Origin of the sequence: Lutibacter oceani (assembly GCF_003384935.1) — a bacterium.
Classification (GTDB): domain Bacteria; phylum Bacteroidota; class Bacteroidia; order Flavobacteriales; family Flavobacteriaceae; genus Lutibacter; species Lutibacter oceani.
This window is the reverse complement of record NZ_QTTQ01000009.1, coordinates 489,599-509,575: the sequence shown is the minus strand read 5'-3', so window position 1 is coordinate 509,575 and position 19,977 is coordinate 489,599. Positions and strand designations below refer to the sequence as shown.

The following is a 19,977-nucleotide window of genomic DNA, read 5'->3' as shown; positions in this document are numbered from 1 at the left end:
TATAAAACTATTGTTCATCAGGCATTAAAAAATCAAAAAGTTTTAAAAATAGCACATATTCATTCTTAATTTTATTAGCGTATGCTTCATCATCAAATCTAATGGTTGATTTAACAATTTGGTCGTACATTAAAAAATTACGTTCTATTTGATCAAAAACAATATCAATATTTGATTCTTCGTACTGGCTGAAATAAACTAAATTTTCTTGTAGTGGTTTTTTTAATTCTTCAATTAATTTTTGAGCTTTTTCTTTTTTGTCTAATGCGTAATATAAATCTATGTAAGAAATTAACATGCTATAATGTCCAAATTTATTAACGGGCATTTTTTCTAGAGATAAATCTAAAATTTCTTCAGCCTTATCCAATTTATTTTCGTTCATTAGAGTACGTGCTAATCGTTCCATATTATTACGGTAGGTTACTGAATTTTTTCTAGTTTCAGTATCTAAATAAATGTTATCATCTGTAATATTTCGCCAATCCCAGTTTTTAACATTTTCATACATAACATCAGAATTTATTCTACCCATTTCAAAGAAATTTCCGTCGTTTTTAGTGAAAATAGGTACTAATTTATAAGTCATTCCATCTAACTGTAAATAATCTTTTAACCAAATGTATTCTTCATCAGCCTGAGCTCCACCTGTAAAGTAAATTGGTTTTTCCCAATTGTTATTGGCTAAAATATCAAGCATTAAAATTCTGTTTTTAGTAATGGCACTACTAAATTGAATATCAATATAAGGAACAATTAAATCAGCATCTTTTTGAGCAACAATTCCATTTTTTAATACGTTTTCTTTATTTACAGGAATTCGTATTTTATTGGTTGGAAGTACTTTTTCAGGAATTCCGTCATCATCTAAATCATAAAAGGTAACATCTTTATCACTTTCAATCCATTTCATAAAATAATCAATTTCAACAATAGAATCTTTTAATTGAGGAAAAAGTTCTTGAAAATAATAAGCAACATCTAAGGTTCCCCATTTATACTTATCGTGTGTTAATTGAGATGGAATAGGATCGGCTTTATATGTTTTTCTTTTCATTTGATCTATATACCAATCAGTTTGGAAAAGACTGGTATTAATCAATTTCATATCTGTTCGGTAATTTTCAACTTCTTGCATATACCATAGCGGAAAGGTATCGTTGTCTCCAATGGTAAATAATATGGCATTTTCATCGCAGGAATCTAAATAAGCTTTTGCATTTAAGTGTGATGTATACCTGTTTGATCTGTCGTGATCATCCCAGTTTTCCGAAGCCATTAATGTTGGTACAGCTAACAAAGTTATAACTGAAACTGCAATTGCAACCGTATTTTTATTAGCGTATTTTTTTAATTTTTCAAAAATTGCTAACACTCCAAAGCCAACCCATATGGCAAAAATATAAAAAGAACCTACAACTGCATAATCTCGTTCTCTTGGCTCAAAAGGTTTTGGATTTGTATAAAATATAATTGCCAAACCTGTAAATGCAAAAAACAAGAGCAATACATAAAAATCGTTTTTATCTTTTTTAAGATGAAAAAAGAGTCCAATTATCCCTAAAATAAAAGGAAGGAAAAAATAAGTATTTCTACCCTTATTGTTTTTTACATCTGAAGGAAGTTTTGATTGAGGTCCTAAATGCAATTCATCAATAAATTTAATTCCGCTTAACCAATTTCCATTTTGTAAATCTAAATTACCTTGCTCGTCATTTTGTCTTCCAACAAAGTTCCATAAAAAGTACCTTCCATACATATAACCAAACTGAAAATCGACCATAAATTTAATGTTTTCAATAAATGTTGGTCTTCTTTTACTGTTTTCAGGAATACCAGCAATGGCTTTATAATTTTTTATTACTGAAGCATCTGTACTTACCATTCTAGGTATAAAACCTTTATGTTTCCCACTATAGTTTGGTAATACATCTTTGTAATTATTTACAATTACATATTTGCCAAGCTTTTCGTTTTTCTCATACTTAGGCTTGTCATCTTTGGTAGGATTATTTTCATCAATTTCTCTGTTATAAACAATTGAATAATACTTATCGTAAAATACATTTGCATCTCCATATTGCTCACGATCGTAATAAGCCAGTAATTCACGTGCACTTGAAGGGTTATTTTCGTTAATAGTTGTATTTGCATTGGCTCTAATAGGTAACATTAGCCAAGATGAAAAACCAATCATAATAAATAAAACTGAGAGTAAAATGGTGTTAGCTTCAACTTTATTTTTTTTATGTGTATAATTCAATCCAAAATAAAATGCAGCAATTAATAAAATTCCAGCAATAATGGTTCCTGAATTAAAAGGCATTCCAATGGAGTTTACAAAAAACAATTCCAATGCACTAAAATATCTTAATGTAAACGGGAACAGCATTTTAAAAACAAAAACAAGTACTAATATTGCAGCGATATTCGCAATAATAAACTGGACAAGAGTTAAGTTTTTGTATTTTTTATAGATGTAAAGAAATACAATTGAAGGGATTACAAGTAATGATAAAATATGAACTCCAAATGATAAACCAACAACAAAGCTGATAATTAAAAGCCATTTATCTCCAGCCGGTTTTCCTATTTCAGCTTCCCATCGTAAGCCAAGCCAAAAAAGTAAGGCCATTAAAAATGAAGACATTGCGTATACTTCACCTTCTACAGCACTAAACCAAAAACTATCTGAAAATGTATATGTTAAAGCTCCAACAATACCACTTCCTAAAATAGCAATTGAAGTACTTTTTGAAATTTCAGAAGATTTTTTTACCAATTTTTTTGCTAAAATGGTAATAGTCCAAAACATAAATAAAATGGTAAATGCACTTGCAAGTGCTGACATAAAGTTTACCATTTTTGCAATTTCGGTAACATCACTTGTAAACATTGCGAAAAAAGCACCTAACATTTGAAATAACGGAGCTCCAGGCGGATGCCCAACTTCAAGTTTTACGGCTGTGGAAATATATTCTCCGCAATCCCAATAACTAACTGTTGGCTCTAATGTTAAGGTGTAAGTAATTAATGCAATTGCAAATGTTCCCCATCCAAGGATGGTATTCCATTTAGTAAAATTGAATGAATTCATAGAAAATGTTTTGTACGTGGCGAATTTAATAAAATTAAACGTAAATATTGAAAATTAGCTTGGTATGAATAGTTAATAAACTACTAAAACGAAGATTAAAGTTAATTTATTAAAAAAATAGTAAAAATTATTTGCCGAATTAAAACTTTACTTTAAATTTGCACCCGCAAAATGACCCATGGTGTAATGGTAGCACTCCGGTTTTTGGTATCGTCAGTCAAGGTTCGAGTCCTTGTGGGTCAACATTTAAACCTGATAATTTTTTAATTATCAGGTTTTTGCATTTAATAAAGGTTTTTTTTGTGACGTAAATTGTTTGTTGAATTTATTTTTTATTAGAAATTTCAACGTTTATTGGAGGAATGCCTACAACTTCATAAGTGGCTGATGCAAGTAGAACTTTTCCATTTGTTTTAGAAATTTCATCTAAAATCTTGGTGAAAATTGCATTTTTTGTAACTCTTCGTTTTTTATAATCTACAACATATCTCAGGTTAAACTCAATCCAGTTATCTGTTAATTTTAGTGTTAGTGTAGATTCAACAATAGCATCTTCTATTAAATATTTATTAACCATTAATTTCCAGTGTTCTTTAGCGAAATCGGTATATTTTGAAAGGTAAATGTTGGCGCTTTCCTGAATAATTTTATTAGCAATGTTAATGTCTGAGCCGTATTTAATTGGAAGGTTAATTTCATCCCAAACAAATGGGAAATCTGTTGAATAATTGTGAACAGCACCTTTAAAAACAAATGAATTGCTAATTTTAACAATACGACCATTGTAGTTGTCGCTAGATACCCAGTCTCCAATTTCCATTAAAGTAGTTTTTGTAATTCCAATATCAATTACATCTCCTTTAATGTTATTTATATTTATTCGATCACCTGGTTTGTACATGTTTGAACCAAATATGGCAAACCAACCTGCAATACTTAAAACTACTTCTTGTAAAGCAAAAGCAATTGCAGCACTAATTAAACCAATTGAAACTGTAAAATATTGAAAGTTTCCAGTAAACAGTATAATAATTAAAATAATTATTAAAACATAGCTTCCAATTCGTACCAATTTTTTAATTCGGTATCGTGTGGAATTATCAGAAATTTTTTTAGCAATACTTTTTCTAATTAGCCAAGAAATTAATAGGATTACTAAAAGCCAAATAATAAATTGAGAAAATTTTATAATTAACTCACTAGATTCCCAACTTTTAAAATCTTGAATTATTTTATTTAGCTCATCCATAATTTAGGTTTTACCTATTAATTTCTGGGGTGTTTTACATATGAAAAGTGGGTGTTAAAGTTTTTTTACTTCATATAAATCTTTTCGTCGGTCTTTTAAGTTTCTTACACTGCCAAATTGATGTAATTGCCTTAGTAAATCTATATCAACATCGGCAATTAAAATCATTTCTGAATTTGGGGTAGCTTCTGCTTTTATACCATTTGCAGGAAATGCAAAATCACATGGAGTAAACACCATAGATTGGGCATATTGAATGTCCATATTTTGAACCTTAGGTAAATTTCCTACACTACCGGCAATTGCCACATAACATTCGTTTTCAATTGCTCTTGCTTGAGAACAGTTTCTTACTCTTGAATATCCGTTTTGTGTATCAGTTAAAAAAGGTACAAATAAAATATCCATTCCTTCATCAGCCAAAATTCTGCTTAATTCTGGGAATTCTGAATCGTAACAAATTAAAATTCCAATTTTTCCACAATCGGTATCAAAACTTTTTAGTTCATGTCCTTTTTGAAGTCCCCAAACACGTGCCTCATCTGGAGTTACGTGTAATTTTTCATACCTTTCAACAGTACCATCTCTTCTGCATAAATAACCTACATTATATAATTTTCCTTCTTGCATTTCAGGCATGCTACCTGTAATAATATTAATATTATATGAAATTGATAATTGAGAAAATTGTTTTACTATTTCTTCAGTTTCTTTAGCGAGTTCTCTTATTGCTTCAGCTTCAGTTAAATGATTGTTTTTAGCCATTAACGGCGCATTAAAAAATTCTGGGAACAGTGCAAAATCTGATCTATAACCTGAAACTGCATCTACAAAAAATTCTACTTGGGTCATTAATTCTTCTAAATCTTTATATGGGCGCATTTGCCATTGAATTAACCCTAAACGAATCACTTTTTTTATAACAGAAGCTTTCTTAGATTTCTTTTCGTAATAAATATTATCCCATTCTAATAATACAGCATAATCATTTGAAGCTTCATCACCTTCCAAATAATTTTTTAACACTTTTGTTGGATGAAAATCGTTGGAAACCTGAAAATTTAACACAGGATCGTGAATTTCTTTTCTTCTAACTTTAGCAATGTACTCTTTAGGTGATAATTTATCTGAATATTTATGATAATTTGGAATTCTTCCACCAAAGGCAACTCCTCTTAAATTTAAACGCTCACACAATTCTTTTCTGTAATCATACAATCTTCTTCCAAGTCGTAAACCTCTATATTGTGGTTTTATAAAAACATCAATTCCATAAAGTACATCTCCATCGGGTGTATGGGTACTAAATGTGTAATTTCCTGTAATTTCTTTATAGGAGTGGTGGTCATCAAAACTATTGTAGTCTACAATAATAGACAATGCGCAACCGGCAATTTGATCATTAATTTTTATTACAACTTGCCCTTCTGGAAACCGATCAATTAACGATGCAATTTGATGTTCTCTCCAAAAAGAATTGGGCATAGTTGTGTAGGAATCTATCATAGCAGCTTTAAGCTCTTGATAGTCATCTAGAGTTAAATAAGTTAATTCTATATTTTCTATATCTTTCATTTTTTTAGTAGCTAATTATTAAGTATATATAAATAATTAAAGTAAAATACTTTTGACAAATCTACTTTACTTACTAAGTAAAATTAGATAATAATTTTGATTAAATTGTAGATTTTTTTCAAATAAAATTATATGAAAAAAGATGGTTTAAAACCACTTTTTCCTTTTAAAATATGATAACATAATTATAAAAACAATTACTATAATTATCCAAAAACTATAATACCCCCATTTCCAAGATAATTCGGGCATATTTTTAAAATTCATTCCATAAATTCCTGCCAAAAAAGTAAGTGGAATAAAAATTGTTGACACTACTGTTAAGGTTTTCATAACCTGATTCATTCTATGACCTTGAATAGAAAAAAATAAATTTATATTACTTTCTAGTCGAGCTTCAATTTTATCGCAATTATCTAAAAGCGTTAAACAGATATCTTTAAGTTCAAAAAAGTATTTTATATGTTTTTGTTGAATGAGATTAAACTTTTCACGTTCAACTTTTGAAACAAAATCTCTAATTGGAAGAATTGTTTTTTTAAGAGAATGCAACTGTCTTTTATAATTTTCAATGGTATTTAAAAGCGCAGGAGACGGATCTTCATTAATATCAATTAGCGCAAAATTTTCAACCTTATCTTCAATGTTTTCTATCGTTTTAAAATAATTATCCAATATGGACTCGAGTAATAGAAACAGTAAATAATCGGTACCTCTTTCTCTTAAAATGCCAAGATTTTCTCTTATTCTATGTCTTACATGTTCAAAATGGTCTGCTTTTTTCTCTTGAAAAGAAATTAAAAAGTTTTTGCCTAAAACAAAACTTAATTGTTCGCCTTCAATTTCTATTGTTTCTGAGGGTAACAAAGATTTTATGGAGAAAAACCAATAATCTTCATATTCTTGAAATTTTGGACGTTGATTTACATCTAAAATATCCTGAATAACTAAATCATGTATTTTGGCCTTTTTACAAATTTTAGTTATTTGTTCGGTGTCATGTATGGCATGTGTATTCAGCCAATATTGTTTTGTTTCGTCAGTAAAACCGTTAAAATCTTTTTCATAAAATTTCGAATTTTCAACATATTCATTTTTGTTATAAATGAAAAGTTGCATTTTAAGATCATCGGAATATTTTATACCGGTGAAAATTGGAGTAGACGGATTTATTTTTTTTCTACTTAGTGTTTTTTTGCGCATTTTTTTTGAGTTTAATTACCCTTGTAATTAAGTTAAATGTATAAAATATATTTTTAATAAAAAGTTTAAATTCATTAATAAATGAAGCTTTTAAACTAAATTAAATGGTTATTTAGTTGAATACTTTAAACTATATTTGTGCTTATGAAAGGAGTTGTAACAAAATCTACAGGAAGTTGGTATACAGTATTTACTGATGAAGGTACTAGTATTGATTGTAGGTTAAAAGGTAAATTCAGAATAAAAGGGATTAAAAGTACAAACCCAGTTGCAGTAGGTGATTATGTTAAATTTGAATATGAAGAAGGAAAGGAAACGGGTGTTATTAATAAAATATTCGACAGGAAAAATTATATAATTCGAAAATCTGTAAAACTTTCTAAACAAACCCATATAATTGCTGCAAATATAGACATCGCTTTTTTATTAGTTACAATAGATAACCCTCCAACATTTACGGGTTTTATAGATAGGTTTTTAGCAACGGCAGAGGCCTATAATATACCTGTGGTACTGCTATTTAATAAATTAGATATTTATTCTGATGATGAACTTGAAAAACTTGCAATGTTAGATGCTATTTATACAGATATTGGTTATAAATGTATAGCTATTTCAGCAACAAAAAATATTGGTATTGATGAGGTGAAAGCATTAATGAAAAATAAAACTACAATGTTTTCAGGACATTCAGGGGTTGGAAAATCTACCTTAATAAATGCTATTGAGCCATCATTAAATTTAAAAACAAAAGAAGTTTCTAAGCAGCATAAACAAGGTATGCACACTACAACATTTGCCGAGATGTTTCAATTAAGTTTTGGAGGTTTTATTATTGATACTCCTGGAATTAAGGGTTTTGGCGTTGTGGATTTTGAACCACATCAAATTACGGATTATTTTCCTGAGTTTTTTAAGCTGAAATCAAAATGTAAGTTTAATAATTGTTTACATATTAACGAGCCAAAATGTGCTATTAAAGAAGCTGTAGAAAATGGTGAAATAGCTTACTCACGTTACAATAGTTATTTACAAATGGTTGAAGGAGATGAAGAGCATTATAGAACCGATATTTATGGGTAGGGAAGTTTGAAAGTGAAAAGTTGAAAAGTAAAAAAGATTAAAAAGTTTAAATGTTTTTAAAACTAAAAACTAACAACCAAAAACCAATAGAATGAGAGCAGTTATTCAAAGAGTTTTAGAAGCTTCTGTTACAATTGATGGAAAAGTAGTTAGTAAAATTAAAAGTGGACTGCTTATTTTAGTTGGAATTGTTGAAGAAGATACCAAAGAAGATATTGATTGGTTGACAAAAAAAATTGCAAATCTTAGAATTTTTAATGATGAAAATGGCGTTATGAATAATTCGTTAATTAATATTAATGGAGATGCCATTGTTGTTAGCCAGTTTACACTACAAGCAAGCACAAAAAAAGGAAATCGTCCATCTTATATTAAAGCTGCAAAACCCGAAGTTGCCGTTCCACTTTACAATCAATTTGTAAGTCAAATTGAGGCTGAATTAAATAAAAAAGTTGGAACAGGTGTATTTGGTGCAGATATGAAAGTTACACTTGTAAATGATGGTCCGGTTACAATTATAATTGATTCAAAGGAAAGGGTATAGATTTGGTAATTATTACAGCCTGATAATTGTCAAGGTTTATTTAAAGATATTTTTGTTTTTTTACATAAAATTAATTTCTATGAAAAAAATAAGAATCTCCCCGTTCTATTTATTGCTTTTTTTTAACCTATTTTCCTATTCACAAGAATACAATTTTAATGTTTCTGAAATTCCAGAAGCTCTTACAAAAGATGCAAATTCTATAATTAGATTTGAAAATTTTTCGGTTGAGATTCAATCTCAACGCCAAATGACATATAGCGTTGATGCGGCAATTACTATTTATAATGATTTAGCGGATGAATTTGCTGATATTACAATTTACTATGATAAAGGTACAGATGTAAAAAGTGTAAAAGCATATGTTTATAATGAAAACGGTAAAGAAATAAAAAAAATAAAAAAAAGCGATTTGAATGATTATAGTGCTTCTGGAGGTTCGCTGTATTCAGATAATAGAGTGTTATATTATAATTACATTCCAGTAGGTTATCCTTATACTATCCATTATAAATATGAGGTGAAAACATCAAATACGGCATTTATCCGTTCTTGGTTTCCAGTTGGTACTTACAAACAAAGTCTTCAAAAATCAACATATAATATAAAATATCCATCAGATATAATTCTTAGAAAGGATGAAAAGAATTTTAATAATTATGTAATTAATAAAACTGAAGATGCCAGAACTTTAACATATTTAATAGAAAATATTCCTGCGGAAGATCCAGAGCCTTATTCACCTTCAATAAACAAGTTTACTCCAAATGTAAAATTTGGAGTAAATAAATTTAATTTGGAAGGTATTGATGGTGAAGCTAATAATTGGAAGGAATTTGGTAAATGGTATTATGAAAATTTACTAAAAAGTACGTTTGATTTACCTGAATCTACAAAAAAGGAAATTCAAACTTTAACCGGTATAACTGATAATCCAATAGAAAAAGCCAAGATTGTATATAATTATGTACAAGATAAAGTTAGGTATATAAGTATTCAAGTAGGTGTTGGAGGTTTTAAGCCAATGTTAGCAAGTGAGGTTGATAAATTAAGTTATGGAGATTGCAAAGCTTTAACAAATTATACTAAAACATTGTTAGATGCAGTTGGTGTTACTTCTAATTACACAGTAATTTATGGTGATACAAAGAAACAAGATATAGAACATGAATTTTTGTCGGTACAAGGTAATCATGTTATTTTAAATCTTCCAACTGATAGTGGAGATTTATGGTTAGAGTGTACCAGTCAAAAAACACCTTTTGCCGATGGAGGTGATTTTACGGACGATAGAAATGCACTTGTTATAACACCAGAAGGAGGGGAAATAAAGCATACAAGAGTATATGATGATAAAGAAAATCATCAAAAAATTATTGGAAAATACGTTTTGAACAATGATGGTTCTATTAAAGCTAATGTTAATATGGTTTGTTCTGGAACCCAGTTCGACAATCATATATTTTACGAAGGAAGAACAACAAAAGAACTTGATAAATTATACAAAGAATTTTGGGATAATATAAATAATATTACAATTGATGCTATTGATATTTCAAATAATAAAAAAGAGGGGAGGTTTGAAGAAAGTGTGAGTTTTTCAGCTAGTAATTATGGCTTAATAACTGGTGAACGAATGATTTTTCCAATAAATGCTTTTAATGTATTTGAAAGTGTTCCCAAACGTATTAGAAATCGCAAATTTCCAATAGAAATAAGTAGGGGGTTTTACGATGTTGATGAAGTTGAGGTAGAACTTCCTACAAGTTATAAAATTGAGGCAATTGCTAAAAATGTTGAAATTGATTGTGAATTTGGTACTTATAAATTAACAGTTGAAAAAATATCAGATCAAACCCTTAAATACAAACGTGAATTACTTTTTAAAAATGGTTATCATTCAAAGGAATTTTACAATAGTTTTCGTGATTTTTTGAAAAAAATTGCAAAAAATGATAAATCAAAAATGGTTTTAATAAAAAAATAAATATGAAAAAGGTATTATTAACAATGCTTGCATTAGCATTTATTCAAATTAGCTACAGTCAAGATTTTAAATTTGGAAAAGTTTCAAAAGAAGAGTTACAAGAGAAGTTTTATCCACTAGATTCAACAGCTAATGCAGCTTATTTGTATAAAAAAAGATCAACGTACACTGCGATAAGTGGTGGTTCAATCAGACTTATTACCGAAATTCAGGTAAGAATGAAAATATATAACAAAGAAGGTTTTGATTGGTCTACAGTGGAAATTAATTTGTATGGAAATTCTAATAGTAATAGTGAAAATGTATCCAATATAAAGGCCGTTACATATAATTTTGAGGATAATAAAATACAAGAAACCAAATTAAATAAAGATGCTATTTTTAGTGAACAAAAAAGTGAGCATTGGAAGGTTAAAAAATTTACAATGCCAAATCTAAAAGAAGGATCTGTATTAGAATGGTCTTATAAAGTTTATTCTCCTTATATTTCAAGTATTGATGATGTTGTTGTACAGCAAGAAATTCCAATTAAAAAGTTGGAAGCTAGGGTTAAACTGCTAGAGTGGTTTTTATTTAATAAGCGTCAAAAAGGGTATTATCCATTTAATATAAATGAGTCAACTAAATTTAATAGTGCCTTAAAAACAAGTGATAAAGTTATTGAAGTCTTGGAGGAAAATATTCCAGCTTTAAAAGCAGAACCTTATGTAAATAATATGAGTAATTATGCCGCTTCTCTACAATTGGAAGTAGCGTCATTGTCTGCACCCGAGTATGGGTTATTCGAGAATTATGCAACAAGTTGGGATGAGGTTGCTAAAAAGATATTGAAAAGTTCATCATTTGGCGGGGAATTGAAAAAAACAAAGCACTTAAAAGAAGATATAATTAAATTAAAAGGGGAATTTAAAACAAATCAAGCTAAAATTGCAGGTGCATTAGAGTTTGTAAAAAGTAAGATAAAATGGAATGGAAATTTTGGTCAGTATTCAGAAAAAGGATTAAAAAAAGCCTATTCTGAAGGAAGTGGAAATATTGGAGATATTAATTTAACACTTGTTGCAGTTTTAAGAGAATTAGGTATTAATGCAAATCCTGTATTAGTAAGTACCCGAAAACATGGGATTCCAATAACACCAACTAACAGAGGGTTTAACTATGTTGTTGCATTGGCAGAGACTGAAGAAGGAGAGGTTTTAGTTGATGCATCGGAAAAATTCAGTTTAACAAATGTATTGCCAATTAGGGCATTAAATTGGAAAGGAACAATTATTAGAGATAATGAAACTGTTGATTTTATTGATTTAGCTACTTCAATACCTTCAAATAATGAATTTACTTTAGACTATAAAATAAATGAAGATGGTTTAATAGAAGGATTAACAAGGGTTAAATATGAAAATTTGGCAACAATTAATTATAGAAATGAAAATACTGATCTTGATGAAGACGAATTAATAAGTAATATTGAACAGCGTAATAATGATATTGAAATATTGAATTTTAGAGTTACAAATTTAAATGAAATTTCTAAACCAATTCTTGAAATTTATCAATTTGAAAAAGAAGATGGTGTAGAAATAATTGGGGATAAAATGTATTTGTCGCCTATGTTATTTTTGTCTGAAAAAGAAAATCCATTTAAGTTAGAAAAAAGAGAATACCCAATAGATTTTGGTGCGCCTTGGCAAAAAAGAGTAATAACTGCAATAGAAATTCCAGCAGGTTATAGTATAGAATCGTTACCAGAAAATTTGGCAATTGGATTAAGTAATAATATTGGTAAGTTTATTTATTCAATTAAGCAGTCTGGTACTAAAATTTTATTAACATCATTTGTTGAAGTAAATCAAGGAGTAATACCAGCTCAAAATTATCAAGAAATTAAGGGGTTTTATAAAATTATTGTAGAAAAAAATACAGAAAAAATAGTACTTGTAAAAGGCTGATATTTCCATTTTAAAATCAATTATTTTTCTTGACGAATTATCCTAAAAATTTATTTAGTATAATTGCTATTAAATTATAAACTACTATAAAAATGAAAAAATTAAGTGTATTTATTTTAGGATTAAGCGTACTATTTATTTCTTGTAAAGAGAAAACTAAAGAAGAAAAAGTGAATGAAGTTGAAGCAACTATAACAGAAACTCCAAAAATAGCCGATGCTGTTTATATGGTAAACTCTAAAACTTCAATTTTAAATTGGAAAGGTTCTAAACCAACGGGTACTCACAATGGAACTGTAACTGTTAATAAAGGTTCTATGGAAATTAAAGGAGGAAAATTAATAGCAGGTAAATTTGTATTTGATATGAATACAATTACCGTATTGGATATGCCTGAAGATGATGAGTACAATGCAAAATTAAAAGGGCATTTAAAAAGTGGTGATTTTTTTGATGTTGAAAACAATCCAACTTCAACTTTTGAAATAGTTGAGGTAGCTAATAAAAGTGATGAAATTTTTATTAAAGGAAATTTAGCTATTAAAGGAATTACTAAAAGTATTGAATTTCCAGCTGAACTAAAAGTTACAGATACAGGTGTTAAGCTTACCGGTAATGCTTTTAAAATAGATAGAACTGAATTTGATATCAGATTTAAATCTCAAAAATTCTTTAACGATTTAAAAGATCAGTTTATTAATGACGAATTTGAAATTTCTTTTGAAATTAATGCCTCAAAATAAAAAGTATTGTTAATGTATTATTAAATGAGGTAATTTTTTTGTAAGGTTTTACAATAAAAGTGTACTATTGTAATTGCTAACTATAAAAATAATAAAAAAAATGAAAAAAACAGGAATTTTGATTTTGGCAGTTGCATTTATTGCAATGTCATTTACAAACCAAATACCAACTATTCAAAATACTTTAAAGGTTGATGTAACAAGTTCTACAATAACTTGGAGCGGTTACAAACCAACGGGTTCACATACTGGAACAATTATGCTACAGTCCGGAACTTTAGCAATGCAAGATGAATATATAATAGGAGGCTCTTTTATTGCAGATATGTCATCAATTAAAGATGCAGATGGTAGTGCTAAATTAGAAGGGCATTTAAAATCTGCAGACTTTTTTGAAATTGAAACTTACCCAACTGCAACTTTTAATATTACAGAAGTTGAAATGGAAGATGGAAATGCAATTATTACTGGAAATATGACCATAAAAGGAATTACTAAAGAAATTTCTTTTGAAGCAGAGATTTCTGAAACCGAAGGAGCGGTTACTTTAATGAGTAGTGTTTTTCAAATTAATAGAGCCGATTTTAATGTTAAGTACAAATCAAAAACGTTTTTTAATGATTTAAAAGATAAGTTTGTAAACGATGAGTTTGATTTGCAGGTTACACTAGTTGCAAATAAATAAGATTAAAAAATATTTAATTAAAAAGCTCAAATTTAAAATTTGAGCTTTTTTTTATGTCAAATTAAAAATAGAATTGTCTTTTGTTGAACTCATTACAAAGGTGCTTTGTACATTGCCAACTGAATCTAAAACAGACAATTTATTTTTTAAAAAATATTGATAGCTATTCATATTTTTAACAATAACTTTTAATAAATAATCATAATTACCAGCAACGTGAAAACACTCAATAACTTCTTCCATAGCATTCACCGCTTTTTCAAATTTTGTGATTAATTCTTTTGAATGAACCAATAAAGTTACCTGACAAAATACTTCAACGGTATAGCCAATTTTTTCTTTATTTAATACGGCAATATACTTTTGAATAATACCCAATTTCTCCAATCTTTTAATTCGTTCATAAGTTGGAGTTTGTGTTAAACTAATTTTTAACCCTATTTCTTTAATATTTGCTTTAGAATTTTGTTGAAGAATTGTCAATATTTTTTTATCGGTTTCGTCTAAATTTATCATGAATAGTAATTTTTTCTAAAAATATAAAAAATAATTTATTACAAAAGGAAAATATGCTATTTAATGCCTAAATAGAAGTAAAAAACACTAAATAAATTAATTATTACAGTTTATTAAGTTGATGTATTGTAACTTTATAAAAATAAATGTTTTTATCATGAGTAATAAACCGGCAAATAAAATACAAGATTTACAATATTTCGGAGAATTTGGAGGTGTAAATCCTTCAATTTCAGATTCGGCAACCTATACGTTTTTACACGCAAAAACGATGCTTGATACTTTTGAAGGTCACGCAGAAGGATGTTATTTGTATTCGCGTCATACAAGTCCAAGTAATTTATACTTAAGCAAGGCGTTAGCAGCCATGGAATTTACTGAAACAGCAAATGTTGCAGCTTCAGGTATGGGAGCAATTACCTCTGTTTTTTTACAAATTTGTGCTGCGGGAGATCATATTGTTTCAAGCAGAACTATTTATGGTGGAAGTTATGCTTTTCTAAAAAACTTTGCTCCAAAACTTAATATAACAACTTCTTTTATCGATATTACTTCTTTGGAAGCTGTTGAAAATGCTATAACTCCAACTACAAAAATGATTTATTGTGAAGCAATTAGCAATCCGTTATTAGAAATTGCAAACATTGCTGAATTATCTAAAGTTGCTAAAAAGCACAATATTTTATTGGTTGTTGATAATACCTTTTCTCCATTAATAATTTCACCGCAAAAATTGGGTGCAGATATTACAATTCATAGTTTAACAAAATTTATAAATGGTACAAATGATACTGTTGGAGGTGTAGTTTGTGGAAGTCAAGAATTTATTGATAGTTTAAGAAATGTAAATGATGGAGCTGCAATGTTATTAGGCCCAGTTATGGATAGTTTACGTGCTGCTAGCATTTTAAAAAATCTGAGAACACTTCATATCAGAATGAAAAAACACAGTGAAAATGCAATGTATTTAGCTGAAAATTTTGAAGACGATGGCTTAAAAGTTGTATATCCAGGGTTAAAAAGTCATCCAGACAATGAACTTTTTAAAAAAATGTACAATCAAGAATATGGTTTTGGAGGTATTTTAACAATTGATGTTGGTAATTTAGGTAAAGCAAACGAGTTAATGGAACTTATGCAAAATGAAAATTTAGGTTATTTAGCAGTTAGTTTGGGCTTTTATAAAACATTGTTTAGTGCACCAGGAACAAGTACTTCTTCAGAAATTCCTGAAGAGGAACAAATTGAAATGGGGCTTTCAGATGGGATTATTCGATTTTCTATTGGCTTGGACAATGATATTGAACGTACATACAGAGCAATGAGAAAGTGTATGGTAAAAGTGGGTGTATTGTAAATTACGGTTCTTTTTATATATCCTTAGCCTCATTCTAAATTTAGAATGAGGCTTTTCATTTGTGTAAACTTGCAAATTTGTGTATTATTACATTCCTAAAAATTAAACATGCAAGAAAACAAGAACCTACCTGAAAATGAAGACCATGATATTATAAATAATATTGAACTTAATATTTGGGAAGCACTAATTCCTGTGGTTGCCTTAATGCTTATGTTAGCCTATAATATTTTTTATGCAGGGGGCGAGTTATTAGGTGAATATTCTAATCAGTTTATTTTGTTGTTAGGTGGTTTGGTTGCAGCAATAGTAGGTTTTTTCAATAAAGTAAACATTAAAACAATGATTACTGAAATTATTGATAACTTAAAGAGTGTTCTTATTCCTATAATGATATTGTTTTTAGTTGGCGCATTAGCAGGCACCTGGTTGGTAAGTGGTATAATACCGGCAATGGTATATTACGGATTGCAAGTATTAAATCCATCAATATTTTTGCCAGCATCGGTTGTTATTGCAGCAATAATTTCGGTTGCAACAGGAAGCTCTTGGACTACATCAGCAACAGTAGGTATTGCTTTGGTTGGTATTGGAACAGCTTTAGGAATACCTACAGGAATGATTGCTGGAGCAGTAATTTCTGGAGCTTATTTTGGTGATAAAATGTCACCTTTAAGTGATACAACTAATTTGGCACCAGCTATGGCAGGAACAGATTTATTTACGCATATACGATATATGTCAATTACAACGGTGCCTACAATATTAATTACAATTGTGGTATTTAGTATTTTAAGTTTAACTATTGATACTTCGGGTAATGCTGATGTTAGTGGTTTATTAAATACTATAAGTAATACATTTAATATTTCACCATATTTGTTTATTGTTCCTTTGGTTGTAATTATATTAATTGTTACCAAAACAAAGCCGTTAATTGCACTTGGAGTTGGGGTTTTATTGGCAGCTGTTTTCGCATTTATTTTTCAATCAGATATATTAAATACGTTGTCTGATTCCAATTTTCAATCTATAATAAACGCTATATTTATTGATACTGAAATTACAACTGATAATGAAAAGCTAAATGAACTATTTAGCGCAGGAGGAATGCAAGGAATGCTATGGACTATTTTCTTGATTTGTTGTGCAATGGTTTTTGGAGGTATAATGGATGGTATAGGTGCATTAACAAGAATTACAGACGCTTTATTAAAAATAGCCTCTTCAGTATTTGGTTTATTTGCAAGTACTGTTGTTAGTTGTTTAGGTTTAAATGCCATTGCTTCCGATCAATATTTAGCTATTGTAATTCCTGGAAAAATGTTTAAAAAAGCTTTTGAAGATAAAGGTTTAGCACCTGAAAATTTAAGTAGAAGTTTAGAGGATTCAGGTACTGTTACATCTGTTTTAATACCTTGGAACACTTGTGGAGCTTATCAATCTACTGTTTTAGGAGTGGGTGTTGCAGATTATTTTGTGTATGCAATATTCAATTGGCTAAGTCCATTTATGACCTTATTTTTTGCTGCTTTAAATATTAAAATTAAACAATTAGCATCTAAATAAAGAAATTCCAAACCAAACCAAATCTAACAGTTAAATCTCTGTATGGATATGACGGTGCAGAATAATAATTTCTACCTGTAAAGCCAGCACCAAAATTTTCCACTTTTAAAAATATACGTGTTCTTTGAACCTGCATATTAAAGAAAAAATCTAAAATAGGGTAATTGCCAATTTCTGTTTTATTTTGAAGAACAAATTCACTTAATAAAGGATTATAAGCATTCGCTTTAAATGCTGTAAAATATTTAAAAGTAACACCGGTTTGTAAGTATAATGGGTCCCCTTTAAATAAATGGCTGGCAAAATACAAGGTGTTTCTTGAAACAATTTGTGGTACATTAAAAAAGGATTCTCCATCCAATACCGTTTGGTACATTACTGTATTGTCAAGAGTAAATTTTTTATAAGTAAAGTGCTGATTTGCTTTTACTTTAATGTAATTTAAAGTTTCATTAGCTTGTGTTGGGCGAGAAATAGTATCAAAATAAGTATAATTATCAATTAAATTGTAGGAGGCATTAATGCTTCCCCACTTGTTTAATATAAATTCAACACCTGCATTTTTAATTTCTTCATTATTAAAATCGTTTTTCCAATTGTAATCTTTAAAAGCACTTTGATATAATATTTTATTTAAAGTTGGCGATTTAGAAGTAACTTCAGCATATCCTTTTATGCTAAAAACACTATCTTTTTTATAATTTACTGAAGCTTTTATAGAGTTTCCAGTTAAGTTGCCAGAAATCATTGAATTAACATCAGCCTTTAAAATTAACTTACCAATTTTTGCTTTCCAATCTGCACCCACAGAAAGTGCATTTCCTTTTAATTTATCAGAAATAGTGATAGTATCTAAATATAAAATACTGTTATAGTGATAATTATAGTTGTAATAATTAGCTTTTGCTCTTATAACACCGGTATAATGTGTATTTAACTCTAAATATACTTGATTCTCCATATTTTGATATGAAGTATGATCTGCGATAGGACTTTCATAAGCACCTCCAAAAAATGTTCCTGCTTCAACTTTTTTAAATCTATAGTGTTTGGTTTCGTATATAAATTTATGACCAAATTTAAACTCCACATTATCTGTAATATTCTTAATTGAATCTAATTTTGAAACAGTAACTTTTGAAGAATCTTTCGAAGTTTCCTTTATTTTTTTAGAAGTTTTTTTGTTTAAGACCAACTCTTTTTTGCTTTTCAAATTTGGAAGTATAGAATCCTTCTTTTTAATTGAAATTTTTGTCGAATCAATTTGAGGTAAAGGTATTAAAGTATCTTTTTTTATTAAAACAACAGCATCTAAAGGTGTATTTAATATTGCTAAAGAGTCATTCTTAATAAACGTTTGTGTTGAGTCTAATAATTTTTTTTGTAAGGATAATGAGTCCTTTTTAAGAGTTCCTTTTTTAATTTTAGAAATTTCCTTAGGTTCTATTTTTTTGGGATTTATTGAATCTACTTTTGTAGAATCTACTGTTTTAGCGGCAAGAGCATTTTTAATGGAATCTAATTTTTGTTGTTTTATTAAATTCTGAATTTTTAAATGCTTTTTTGTAAGTGTATTTTTTTTAGAAAAAAGTGTAAAGGTTTGGTCTATAAAATAGCGTTTTCCTTCCAACATATTTTCAGCATCTGAATAATTAACATCTAAACGACCTCTATCTGTATAATTTGGATCATTTTCTTCAAAATAAATTATAGATTGCTCTGTCAAACCACCGTTTTCATTATTTAGAAGATCAAATGAAGAGAAATGTCCTTTTAAAGCATAAACTTCATTTTTAGAATGATAATTGAAAGTTGTTCTGAAATTACCGTGACTGGCTAATGATTCTCTATATTTTCCTAAAGATCGTAACCCTTTATAAGCAACTGAAAAATTAAACTGACGCGAAGTATTCATTGTTAAAAATGCGTTTAAAACTTGTCCTTGTTCAAGGCCAGTTCTATACATAACTTCAGAAGTTGGGGTTGGAATGTAGTAGTATTTTATATCTTCAACTTTATAATAATTAAATTGTTTTGCATCCATTCCCATTTCTGGAAAAACAGAATTTGTTTCAAAATTATAGGCTAATTTATTAAAAGTTTGTCCTTGGTTATGAAAAGGCAATAATTCAAAATTATCTTTACGGATATAATTAAATATAAAATCTTTTTGTAAAGTTAAAGTAGTATCAATATATGTAGTATCATTATCAATCGAAAACATTTTAAAATCTGTGTACTTAGTTTTTCCGCTAAGTTTAATATCAACTTTGCTATTAAATTTAGAGGAATCACTTTTAAACATATTATTTCCACCTATTCCTCCTCCTTGTCCTTGCATCTTCATAACTTGGGCACTAGCATTTACAAAGTAAAAAACCAAAAACAATACTAATAATACTTTTTTCATATAAAACATT

The 19,977-nt window shown here is 28.6% G+C and carries 14 protein-coding genes and 1 tRNA gene; 9 read left to right on the top strand and 6 right to left on the bottom strand.

Annotation, left to right across the window (positions count from 1 at the left end):
• Positions 1–7: 7 nt before the first annotated feature.
• The gene (locus tag BX611_RS02330) at positions 8–3,097 is read right to left on the bottom strand and encodes a glycosyltransferase family 117 protein (protein WP_115877876.1); all 3,090 of its coding nucleotides are present in this window, start codon (positions 3,095–3,097) and stop codon (positions 8–10) included.
• 172 nt (positions 3,098–3,269) lie between these two features.
• On the opposite strand from BX611_RS02330, the gene BX611_RS02325 reads away from it, so the two are divergent.
• Positions 3,270–3,340, top strand: a tRNA-Gln gene (locus tag BX611_RS02325).
• An 82-nt stretch (positions 3,341–3,422) separates the two neighbouring features.
• Here the strand turns inward: BX611_RS02325 and BX611_RS02320 are convergent.
• The 3 genes from BX611_RS02320 to corA all read right to left on the bottom strand — a co-directional run bounded on the left by BX611_RS02320 (position 3,423) and on the right by corA (position 7,124).
• The gene (locus BX611_RS02320; protein ID WP_115877875.1) at positions 3,423–4,346 is read right to left on the bottom strand and encodes a mechanosensitive ion channel domain-containing protein; all 924 of its coding nucleotides are present in this window, start codon (positions 4,344–4,346) and stop codon (positions 3,423–3,425) included.
• Between the two features lie 54 nt (positions 4,347–4,400).
• On the bottom strand, positions 4,401–5,921 hold the full coding sequence (locus BX611_RS02315) for a carbon-nitrogen hydrolase family protein (protein WP_115877874.1): 1,521 nt from the start codon (positions 5,919–5,921) through the stop codon (positions 4,401–4,403).
• A 147-nt stretch (positions 5,922–6,068) separates the two neighbouring features.
• Positions 6,069–7,124, bottom strand: a complete 1,056-nt coding sequence (gene corA / locus BX611_RS02310; RefSeq protein ID WP_115877873.1) for a magnesium/cobalt transporter CorA — start codon at positions 7,122–7,124, stop codon at positions 6,069–6,071.
• 144 nt (positions 7,125–7,268) lie between these two features.
• Here corA and rsgA point away from each other — a divergent pair, with 144 nt between their 5' ends.
• The 6 genes from rsgA to BX611_RS02280 all read left to right on the top strand — a co-directional run bounded on the left by rsgA (position 7,269) and on the right by BX611_RS02280 (position 14,115).
• Complete coding sequence (gene rsgA / locus BX611_RS02305; protein ID WP_115877872.1) at positions 7,269–8,207, top strand: ribosome small subunit-dependent GTPase A; 939 nt, start codon at positions 7,269–7,271, stop codon at positions 8,205–8,207.
• 91 nt (positions 8,208–8,298) lie between these two features.
• Positions 8,299–8,751 (top strand): D-aminoacyl-tRNA deacylase, encoded by a 453-nt coding sequence (gene dtd, locus BX611_RS02300; protein ID WP_115877871.1) that lies wholly within the window; start codon positions 8,299–8,301, stop codon positions 8,749–8,751.
• A gap of 79 nt (positions 8,752–8,830) precedes the next feature.
• Complete coding sequence (locus BX611_RS02295; protein WP_115877870.1) at positions 8,831–10,738, top strand: DUF3857 domain-containing protein; 1,908 nt, start codon at positions 8,831–8,833, stop codon at positions 10,736–10,738.
• 2 nt (positions 10,739–10,740) lie between these two features.
• On the top strand, positions 10,741–12,687 hold the full coding sequence (locus BX611_RS02290; protein ID WP_115877869.1) for a DUF3857 domain-containing protein: 1,947 nt from the start codon (positions 10,741–10,743) through the stop codon (positions 12,685–12,687).
• Between the two features lie 92 nt (positions 12,688–12,779).
• On the top strand, positions 12,780–13,430 hold the full coding sequence (locus BX611_RS02285) for a YceI family protein (protein ID WP_115877868.1): 651 nt from the start codon (positions 12,780–12,782) through the stop codon (positions 13,428–13,430).
• Positions 13,431–13,530: 100 nt separating this feature from the next.
• On the top strand, positions 13,531–14,115 hold the full coding sequence (locus BX611_RS02280; RefSeq protein WP_115877867.1) for a YceI family protein: 585 nt from the start codon (positions 13,531–13,533) through the stop codon (positions 14,113–14,115).
• 51 nt (positions 14,116–14,166) lie between these two features.
• Here BX611_RS02280 and BX611_RS02275 read toward each other — a convergent pair whose 3' ends face one another.
• Entirely contained in the window at positions 14,167–14,631 is a 465-nt protein-coding gene (locus BX611_RS02275; protein WP_115877866.1) for an Lrp/AsnC family transcriptional regulator, read from the bottom strand.
• 157 nt (positions 14,632–14,788) lie between these two features.
• Here BX611_RS02275 and BX611_RS02270 point away from each other — a divergent pair, with 157 nt between their 5' ends.
• Positions 14,789–15,988, top strand: a complete 1,200-nt coding sequence (locus tag BX611_RS02270; RefSeq protein ID WP_115877865.1) for an aminotransferase class I/II-fold pyridoxal phosphate-dependent enzyme — start codon at positions 14,789–14,791, stop codon at positions 15,986–15,988.
• Between the two features lie 108 nt (positions 15,989–16,096).
• On the top strand, positions 16,097–17,557 hold the full coding sequence (nhaC, locus tag BX611_RS02265) for a Na+/H+ antiporter NhaC (protein ID WP_115877864.1): 1,461 nt from the start codon (positions 16,097–16,099) through the stop codon (positions 17,555–17,557).
• Here nhaC and BX611_RS02260 read toward each other — a convergent pair.
• Positions 17,550–19,967 (bottom strand): putative porin, encoded by a 2,418-nt coding sequence (locus tag BX611_RS02260; RefSeq protein WP_162879998.1) that lies wholly within the window; start codon positions 19,965–19,967, stop codon positions 17,550–17,552. The two genes, nhaC and BX611_RS02260, sit on opposite strands and share 8 nt — an antisense overlap.
• Positions 19,968–19,977 lie beyond the last annotated feature (10 nt).

Excerpts from the sequence above, each read along its gene's own strand:
- BX611_RS02320 (WP_115877875.1), bottom strand. The coding sequence starts at position 4,346 with ATGGATGAGCTAAATAAAATAATTCAAGATTTTAAAAGTTGGGAATCT.
- BX611_RS02270 (WP_115877865.1), top strand. The coding sequence starts at position 14,789 with ATGAGTAATAAACCGGCAAATAAAATACAAGATTTACAATATTTCGGA.
- BX611_RS02260 (WP_162879998.1), bottom strand. The coding sequence starts at position 19,967 with ATGAAAAAAGTATTATTAGTATTGTTTTTGGTTTTTTACTTTGTAAAT.
- nhaC (WP_115877864.1), top strand. The coding sequence starts at position 16,097 with ATGCAAGAAAACAAGAACCTACCTGAAAATGAAGACCATGATATTATA.
- corA (WP_115877873.1), bottom strand. The coding sequence starts at position 7,124 with ATGCGCAAAAAAACACTAAGTAGAAAAAAAATAAATCCGTCTACTCCA.
- BX611_RS02285 (WP_115877868.1), top strand. The coding sequence starts at position 12,780 with ATGAAAAAATTAAGTGTATTTATTTTAGGATTAAGCGTACTATTTATT.
- BX611_RS02290 (WP_115877869.1), top strand. The coding sequence starts at position 10,741 with ATGAAAAAGGTATTATTAACAATGCTTGCATTAGCATTTATTCAAATT.
- rsgA (WP_115877872.1), top strand. The coding sequence starts at position 7,269 with ATGAAAGGAGTTGTAACAAAATCTACAGGAAGTTGGTATACAGTATTT.
- BX611_RS02315 (WP_115877874.1), bottom strand. The coding sequence starts at position 5,921 with ATGAAAGATATAGAAAATATAGAATTAACTTATTTAACTCTAGATGAC.
- dtd (WP_115877871.1), top strand. The coding sequence starts at position 8,299 with ATGAGAGCAGTTATTCAAAGAGTTTTAGAAGCTTCTGTTACAATTGAT.
- BX611_RS02330 (WP_115877876.1), bottom strand. The coding sequence starts at position 3,097 with ATGAATTCATTCAATTTTACTAAATGGAATACCATCCTTGGATGGGGA.
- BX611_RS02280 (WP_115877867.1), top strand. The coding sequence starts at position 13,531 with ATGAAAAAAACAGGAATTTTGATTTTGGCAGTTGCATTTATTGCAATG.
- BX611_RS02275 (WP_115877866.1), bottom strand. The coding sequence starts at position 14,631 with ATGATAAATTTAGACGAAACCGATAAAAAAATATTGACAATTCTTCAA.
- BX611_RS02295 (WP_115877870.1), top strand. The coding sequence starts at position 8,831 with ATGAAAAAAATAAGAATCTCCCCGTTCTATTTATTGCTTTTTTTTAAC.